The 4717-nt window shown below is 63.9% G+C and carries 7 protein-coding genes and 1 pseudogene; 3 read left to right on the top strand and 5 right to left on the bottom strand.

Features of this window, described 5'->3' with window-relative positions; all coding sequences use genetic code 11:
- The 3 genes from J0I79_RS03490 to J0I79_RS03480 all read left to right on the top strand — a co-directional run.
- Window positions 1–165 (top strand): CorA family divalent cation transporter (locus tag J0I79_RS03490; RefSeq protein WP_292855332.1); only part of this gene is annotated, 165 nt, incomplete at its 5' end.
- Between the two features lie 122 nt (window positions 166–287).
- Window positions 288–758, top strand: coding sequence for a MaoC family dehydratase (locus tag J0I79_RS03485; RefSeq protein ID WP_292855331.1), 471 nt, complete (start codon window positions 288–290; stop codon window positions 756–758).
- Complete coding sequence (locus J0I79_RS03480; RefSeq protein WP_292855330.1) at window positions 755–1219, top strand: MaoC family dehydratase; 465 nt, start codon at window positions 755–757, stop codon at window positions 1217–1219. Before J0I79_RS03485 ends, J0I79_RS03480 begins: the two co-directional genes overlap by 4 nt.
- Before the next feature lie 168 nt (window positions 1220–1387).
- Here the strand turns inward: J0I79_RS03480 and J0I79_RS03475 are convergent, their stop codons facing one another.
- The 5 genes and pseudogenes from J0I79_RS03475 to J0I79_RS03455 form a co-directional block, all read right to left on the bottom strand.
- On the bottom strand, window positions 1388–1933 hold the full coding sequence (locus tag J0I79_RS03475; protein ID WP_137932449.1) for an adenine phosphoribosyltransferase: 546 nt from the start codon (window positions 1931–1933) through the stop codon (window positions 1388–1390).
- Between the two features lie 69 nt (window positions 1934–2002).
- Window positions 2003–2458 (bottom strand): nuclear transport factor 2 family protein, encoded by a 456-nt coding sequence (locus tag J0I79_RS03470; protein WP_292855329.1) that lies wholly within the window; start codon window positions 2456–2458, stop codon window positions 2003–2005.
- 124 nt (window positions 2459–2582) lie between these two features.
- Complete coding sequence (locus J0I79_RS03465; RefSeq protein WP_292855328.1) at window positions 2583–3278, bottom strand: phosphatase PAP2 family protein; 696 nt, start codon at window positions 3276–3278, stop codon at window positions 2583–2585.
- Between the two features lie 128 nt (window positions 3279–3406).
- The gene (locus J0I79_RS03460; protein ID WP_292855327.1) at window positions 3407–4264 is read right to left on the bottom strand and encodes a cytochrome c1; all 858 of its coding nucleotides are present in this window, start codon (window positions 4262–4264) and stop codon (window positions 3407–3409) included.
- A 27-nt stretch (window positions 4265–4291) separates the two neighbouring features.
- Window positions 4292–4717 (bottom strand): annotated as a pseudogene (locus tag J0I79_RS03455) (cytochrome b); the annotation flags it as partial.

The following is a 4717-nucleotide window of genomic DNA, read 5'->3' as shown; positions in this document are numbered from 1 at the left end:
GCCGTCATCTTCCTGCCGCCGACGCTGGTCGCCTCGATCTACGGCATGAATTTCGACATCATTCCCGAGCTGAAATGGCAACTGGGCTATCCCTTCGCCATCGGCCTGATGATCGTCTCGGCGATCCTGCCCTTCTGGTATTTCCGCCGCCGCGGCTGGCTCTGACCCGCTGCCGCCGGCGGTCGCTATACGCTGGCTTACCAGAAAGAACTTGACCAAATCGCCCGTGGCCTGCATCCGGGTTTGCCGATCCGAACGGATCGTATGTTTTGCAGGGATGCCAGACCATGACCGCAAAGACATGGGCCTATGAGGATTTCATCGAGGGCGCATCGTTCGACCTTGGCACCAAACAGGTGAGCGCGGCCGAGATCGTCGAATTCGCCAGTGAGTTCGATGCCCAGCCGATGCATCTCGACGAGGAGGCCGGCAAGGCCAGCATCCTGGGCGGCCTCTCGGCCTCCGGCTGGCACACCTGCGCCATGTTCATGCGCATGCTGTGCGATGCCTTCCTCCTGGACTCCACCTGCCAGGGCGCACCCGGCGTCGATCACGTCAAATGGAAGAAGCCGGTTCTGGCCGGCGATACGCTCAGAGGCAATCTGGTCGTCCTGGCCAAGCGGCTGTCGCGGTCGAAGCCACAACTCGGCTTCGTGACCATGCGCAGCGAACTGGTCAACCAGCGCGGCGAAAGCGTCTTCGAACTCGAGAATTCCGTCATGTTCCTGACGCGCGACGCAGCGGGGTATCAGGCATGAGCCTCGACGAATTCTTCCGCATCGGCACCACGGTCACGCTGGGCACGCACACATTCGAGCCCGAGGCGATCAAGGCCTTCGCCCGCAAATACGACCCGCAGATATTCCATATCGACGAGGAAGCCGCGAAAAAGAGCGTGCTCGGCGGGCTCTGTGCATCGGGCTGGCATACCGCCGCCACCTGGATGAAGCTCAATCTCGAGGCCCGCATGGACGCCGATGGCTGGACCGGGACCGGCCCGGCGCCCGAATTCGGCCCCTCGCCCGGCTTCAAGAACCTGAAATGGCTGAAGCCGGTCTATGCCGGCGAGACGGTGACCTTCACCCGCACCGCCATTTCCCACCGCCCCATCGCCTCGCGTCCCGGCTGGCGGCTGCTGGCGCTGCTTTGCGGCGCCTCCGATTCGACCGGCGACAAGGTGCTGGAGTTCGAAAGCGCCGTGCTGGTGAAGGTGGAGTAGGGAATAGGGAATAGCGAATAGGGAGTAGGGAGTAGGGAGTAGGGAGTAGGGAGTAGGGAGTAGTTGGCAGGAATCGGCAGTCATGACCATGGCAGCCTTCTGATGAGGCCTCTAACTATTCCCTATTCCCTATTCCCTATTCCCTATTCCCTACTCGCTATTCCCTATTCAATGCCCCTCGAATCCGATCAGCGTCCGTACCGGCACGCCGAGCGCCTCCAGTTTGGCGCGCCCGCCGAGATCCGGCAGGTCGATGACGAAGCAGGCGGCGAGGATGTCGGCGCCGATCTGGCGCAGCAGCTTGACCGCCGCCTCCGCCGTGCCGCCGGTTGCGATCAGGTCGTCGACCAGGATCACCTTTTCGCCGGGCGAGACGCCGTCCTTGTGCATCTCCATCTCGTCCAGCCCGTATTCCAGGCTGTAGGCGACGCGCACGGTCTCATAGGGCAGCTTGCCCTTCTTGCGGATCGGCACGAAGCCGGCCGAGAGCTGATGCGCCACAGCGCCGCCCAGGATGAAGCCCCGCGCCTCAATGCCGGCGATCTTGTCGATCTTCTGGCCGGCATAGGGGTGCACCAGCTCGTCGATGGCGCGGCGGAAGGCGCGGGCATTGCCGAGCAGCGTGGTGATGTCGCGAAACAGGATGCCGGGCTTGGGATAGTCCGGAATGGTGCGGATCGCCGCGAGCAGCGTGTCTTCGAGCGAAGGTTTCATGGGGCGGCTCTCCGGATGATCCAGCTGGCGGCGCGGGCACCGATGGCAACCCGACGCGACCGACAAGGGCTAGCGCGATGCGGCGCCCGAGACAAGCGCATCCGGCAAAGGATTGGCCTCGCTCGCCTTGTCCCAGGCCTGCGCGGCGATCTTCCAGCGTCCTTCGCTCTTCACCAGCAGCAGCATTTCCACGGAGCGATTGGTTTCGGCGCCGTTCTCGGTCATCTCCGCCGCGACCGCTGCGATCGCGATGTTGCCGAAGACGCGGATATCAGCGCCAAGCACGGTCTCCTCAAGAGACAGCAGCGATGTCCGCGACAGGCCGCGCATACGCTCGACGAAATCGGCAACGTTGATAGATCTCGCCGGGCGGGCTGCCGGAAAGAGGCCGGCGCCATCCAGGAAATCCCCGGCGAAATCATCCCAGCCGGGAGCCCGGCCTTCGCCCCAACTCAGGCTCGCGAACTGCCGGGCGATGATGGCCCGTATGGCCGCGCTGTCGGTATTGGGTTCGTCTTCCGTCATGACCGCTCCCCGTCCACGCGTTTCCTGGCCAGGTCCAGGCGGCTCCATGGGCGTGGCCACCGTATCCGGAAACGGAAAAGGGCGCCACGCGGCGCCCTCCTGGCTGAAAGCATGCGGTGAAGGCCTACATGCCGAGGCCGGACCGCAGTTCGGCCTTGGCCACTTCATACTCGGCCTTGAAGTCGTCCCGGTTGAAGAGGACGGCGGCGATGACGCTGCCGGAAATCTTGCCCATCTCGACATCGGAGGGATAGTGGATGCCGCCGACGACGCGGTTATGGGCGTAGGCGGCCGCGCGGGCCATGATCTCGGCGCGCTTTTCCGGGACCATGTCGGCCAGGATGATGCCCATCATGGTGCCGACCGTGGCGTGGCCCGACGGCCAGGAGCCGGAGCTCGACAGCTTGACCGCCGGCTTGACGAGATCGCTGAGCTGGTGCGGACGCGGGCGCTTCCAGACATCCTTGGCCGGATCGACGACGGCGCCTTCGGTCTCCACCACGCGGTCGAAGAAGGCCGAGAATTTCGGCAGCTTGTCCTTGGTGAAGTTCGGGCCCATCACGTCGGCGAAACGCCAGACATTCTCCTCGGCATCGGCCACCGCGCTGGCCACCATCTCGGGCGTGCGCGTCACCTGCAGGGTCAGCACCTCGCCGAGCTCGGCCTTGGTCTCAGCCGAATCATTGGCTGGCGGCGGCGGCAGGATCATCGTCAGGTCGATGTCCTTGTTGGTGACGAAGGGCTTTGCGTCTTCGGCCTGGGCTGCCGAGCCGACGACCAGCAGCAGCAGACCGGCGGCCAGCGATGCGTATTTCCTCATGGGAGCGATCCTTGTTGGGAATGGCTGAGGATCGCCAGATGCGGTGACGGCCATGTGACATGGCGAATGCGCAAAATAAAAAGGGCGCCCGAGGCGCCCCTTCTCATTCCGTATTGTCTTGGCGCGGCTTAGTGGGCCACGCCTTCCCAGACCTTACGCTTGGTCATGTAGACCAGCGCGCCGAACAGGAGCAGGAACACCAGCACGCGGAAACCGGTCTTCTTGCGGTCTTCCATGTGCGGTTCGGCCGCCCACATCAGGAAGGTCGCCACGTCCCGGGAATACTGGTCGACGGTCTGCGGCGAGCCGTCGTCATAGGTCACCTGGCCGTCGGAGAGCGGCTTGGGCATCTTCAGCGACACGCCGGACATGAAGTACGGGTTGTAGTGCGTGCCTTCGGGGATGACCATTCCGGCCGGTGGCGTCTGGTCGTAGCCGGTCAGCAGCGAGTGGATATAGTCGGGACCGGCGGCATCGTACTGGGTGAAGATATCGAAGACGAACTGCGGGAAGCCGCGTTCGGTGGCGCGCGCCTTGGCCAGCAGTGACATATCAGGCGGTGCCGCACCGCCATTGGAGGCGGCAGCGGCCTCCTCATTGGCGAAGGGCGGCGGGAAATGGTCCGACGGCTTGCCCGGACGGTCGAACATGTCGCCGGCATCGTTGGGGCCGTCATGGATCGTGTATTCGGCGGCGAACGTCTTGATCTGCGCGTCGTTGTAGCCGAGGTCCGACAGCGTGCGGAACGCCACCAGATTCATCGAATGGCAGGCCGAGCAGACTTCCTTATAGACCTTGAGACCGCGCTGCAGCTGCGCCTTGTCATAGGTGCCGAACGGGCCGGAGAAGCTCCAGCTCATTTCCTTCGGCTCATGGATCGGGAAATGCGTCGGCGCCGCTTCATTGTGCGCCTCTTCGGCTGCGAATGCCACGCCACCAGCGGCCACAAGGCCGATCAGCGCGAGCGAGGTGAGAATCTTTTTCATGCCAAATCCCCTTAGATTCTCTACCGCTCAGCCCTTGGTCTGTGGTGCGGCCGTGGCGCCCGCCGGATGCCCGCTGCCGCCCTTGTTCTTCTCCAGCACCGCCTCGGTGATCGAGTTCGGCATCCTGCGCGGCGTCTCGATGAGGCCGAGCACCGGCATGATGATCAGGAAGAAGGCGAAGTAGAACAGCGTTGCCATCTGCGCCATGAACACATAGCTGCCTTCCGCCGGCTGCGAACCCAGCCAGCCGAGCAGGATGGCGTCGGCCACGAACAGCCAGAAGAACAGCTTGTACCAGGGCCGATAGACCGCCGAGCGCACCTTGGAGGTGTCGAGCCACGGCACCAGGAACAGCATGGCGATGGCGCCGAACATGCACAGCACGCCGCCGAGCTTGGAGTTGATCGGCCCGATGTTGAAGGTGATGGCGCGCAGGATCGCGTAGAACGGCAG

Source organism: Mesorhizobium sp., assembly GCF_017306585.1.
Taxonomy (GTDB): Bacteria; Pseudomonadota; Alphaproteobacteria; order Rhizobiales; family Rhizobiaceae; genus Mesorhizobium.
The sequence above is the reverse complement of the archived record's forward strand: the minus strand, read 5'-3'. Positions and strand labels throughout refer to the sequence as shown.

Excerpts from the sequence above, each read along its gene's own strand:
- J0I79_RS03465 (WP_292855328.1), bottom strand. The coding sequence starts at position 3,278 with ATGAGGAAATACGCATCGCTGGCCGCCGGTCTGCTGCTGCTGGTCGTC.
- J0I79_RS03480 (WP_292855330.1), top strand. The coding sequence starts at position 755 with ATGAGCCTCGACGAATTCTTCCGCATCGGCACCACGGTCACGCTGGGC.
- J0I79_RS03470 (WP_292855329.1), bottom strand. The coding sequence starts at position 2,458 with ATGACGGAAGACGAACCCAATACCGACAGCGCGGCCATACGGGCCATC.
- J0I79_RS03475 (WP_137932449.1), bottom strand. The coding sequence starts at position 1,933 with ATGAAACCTTCGCTCGAAGACACGCTGCTCGCGGCGATCCGCACCATT.
- J0I79_RS03485 (WP_292855331.1), top strand. The coding sequence starts at position 288 with ATGACCGCAAAGACATGGGCCTATGAGGATTTCATCGAGGGCGCATCG.
- J0I79_RS03460 (WP_292855327.1), bottom strand. The coding sequence starts at position 4,264 with ATGAAAAAGATTCTCACCTCGCTCGCGCTGATCGGCCTTGTGGCCGCT.